The following is a 1,561-nucleotide window of genomic DNA, read 5'->3' as shown; positions in this document are numbered from 1 at the left end:
GGTTCATGTTCGCTTTGATGCCAAAACGCTACTGGCCATGAAGCATTTTAAATTGGCAACAGGTATCGACATGACCCGGCTGATCGCCTTTTCGGTAAGGGAACTCTTTAGACTGCATCCCGAATTAAAAATAATAATTAAACAATTTATCCAAAATCTTGAAGAATGAACTGGTTACACTTTTTAACATGGATCGCCGGTATATACTTATTGTATTACCTGGTGAATGTCCTGATCGATGCTGCCGGAAGCGGACGCTCTCCGGCAGATCACTCCTTAACAAACGAACTTACTTTTTCAGAAGAGGTTCAAACCAAACGGCTCGAACATGAGCCGGAAAATGGCAGCAAAAAAAATAATAACCCAGGCGTAAACGATACAGGTGTTAAGATCAAGGCGGAGCCGGCAGTGATGGCTTCGGGCGGTGTTCCCATAAAAGACCTTTTTAACCTCGTCCGGCAGGAAGCCATTTTCTATACACGGGCAGTAAGCTTTTAATCATGAAAAAAGTATTGACATTTTGCTGCTGCCTGCTGGCATTGGGCGCCACGGCGCAACCCGGACTGGATGAAATGCAGCAGGCGCAGCAATCTCTTACCTCGTCATTTTTTTCAGCGTTAGATTGCTCACTGGTGCTTGCAGGGATCTTCGGGATCTTGGGAGCGTTAAGGATTTATCATAACTGGCAGATGGGTAGGCCCCGTATTACCGAAGAAGTGGCTGCCTGGTTTTTTGCCGCCATCTTTATGGTTTTGATGGGTTCTTTCCTCCAGGCTATTTTCGGTATCTGATCAAACTACCTGTATTTTTTTAGGCGGTTCCGCGAACGGAAGCCGCCTTTTTTATTGCCTAAAATTTCCAATAATTTTTAATAACAAACCCAAAAACAACAAATGAACAAATTAAAACAATTATGGGCCACAGCCGCGCTGATGGTCCTGGGGACGGTTACGGCCTTCGCCCAAAACGGGGTTACCGGTCTGAACACCGCTACTTCTTCTCTTAAAACGTATGTTGACCCGGTAACCAACATCGCTTTAGTGATCGGCGGTATTGTTGGTATTGTCGGGGCCATCCGGGTTTATTCCAAATGGAATTCCGGGGACCAGGATATTAACAAGGAACTTATGGGATGGGGCGGTTCATGCGTATTCCTCGTAGTTTCTGCCGTGATCATCAAGGCTTTCTTTGGATTAACCTAATGGGTAAGCGGTTTGCAGTATATAAGGGGCTTCAAAAACCCCTTATTTTTCGCGGGTTCAAGGGTAAATTTATTTATTGGGGCTTAGGCTCTATGCTGGCGGGACTGGTGCTTGGTGCCCTTATCATGTCATTGATCAATATGTGGCTGGGCGCTATTGTCCTGGTCGGCTGCATGGTTGGCGGCCTGGTTTTTACCGCAGGCAAGCAGAAGCATGGGCTTCATAATAAAACCCGCTCACATGACATTTTTATTCACCAGATAAACCTTAAAAAAATTAATAACTATGGCCGGAAAACAAGTATTTAAAATACCCTATATCGGCGTTGACAAAAGCGGTGAGTATGACCTTTTAGTGGG

The 1,561-nt window shown here is 45.2% G+C and carries 4 protein-coding genes; all 4 read left to right on the top strand.

The genetic code is table 11. The annotated features are described in order from the left end of the window. Nucleotides 1–165: 165 nt before the first annotated feature. Nucleotides 166–498, top strand: a complete 333-nt coding sequence (locus QZY09_RS13580) for a hypothetical protein (protein WP_295673206.1) — start codon at nt 166–168, stop codon at nt 496–498. A gap of 2 nt (nt 499–500) precedes the next feature. Continuing rightward, complete coding sequence (locus QZY09_RS13575) at nt 501–791, top strand: DUF4134 domain-containing protein (RefSeq protein ID WP_295673204.1); 291 nt, start codon at nt 501–503, stop codon at nt 789–791. A 141-nt stretch (nt 792–932) separates the two neighbouring features. Then, nucleotides 933–1,202, top strand: a complete 270-nt coding sequence (locus QZY09_RS13570; RefSeq protein ID WP_295673208.1) for a DUF4134 domain-containing protein — start codon at nt 933–935, stop codon at nt 1,200–1,202. Beyond that, nucleotides 1,202–1,510, top strand: coding sequence for a plasmid transfer protein (locus tag QZY09_RS13565; protein ID WP_295673202.1), 309 nt, complete (start codon nt 1,202–1,204; stop codon nt 1,508–1,510). The genes QZY09_RS13570 and QZY09_RS13565 overlap by 1 nt, the downstream gene beginning before the upstream one ends. Nucleotides 1,511–1,561: the final 51 nt, after the last annotated feature.

This window comes from uncultured Mucilaginibacter sp. (assembly GCF_903913935.1).
Lineage (GTDB): Bacteria > Bacteroidota > Bacteroidia > Sphingobacteriales > Sphingobacteriaceae > Mucilaginibacter.
This window is presented reverse-complemented; position numbering and strand designations above follow the sequence as displayed.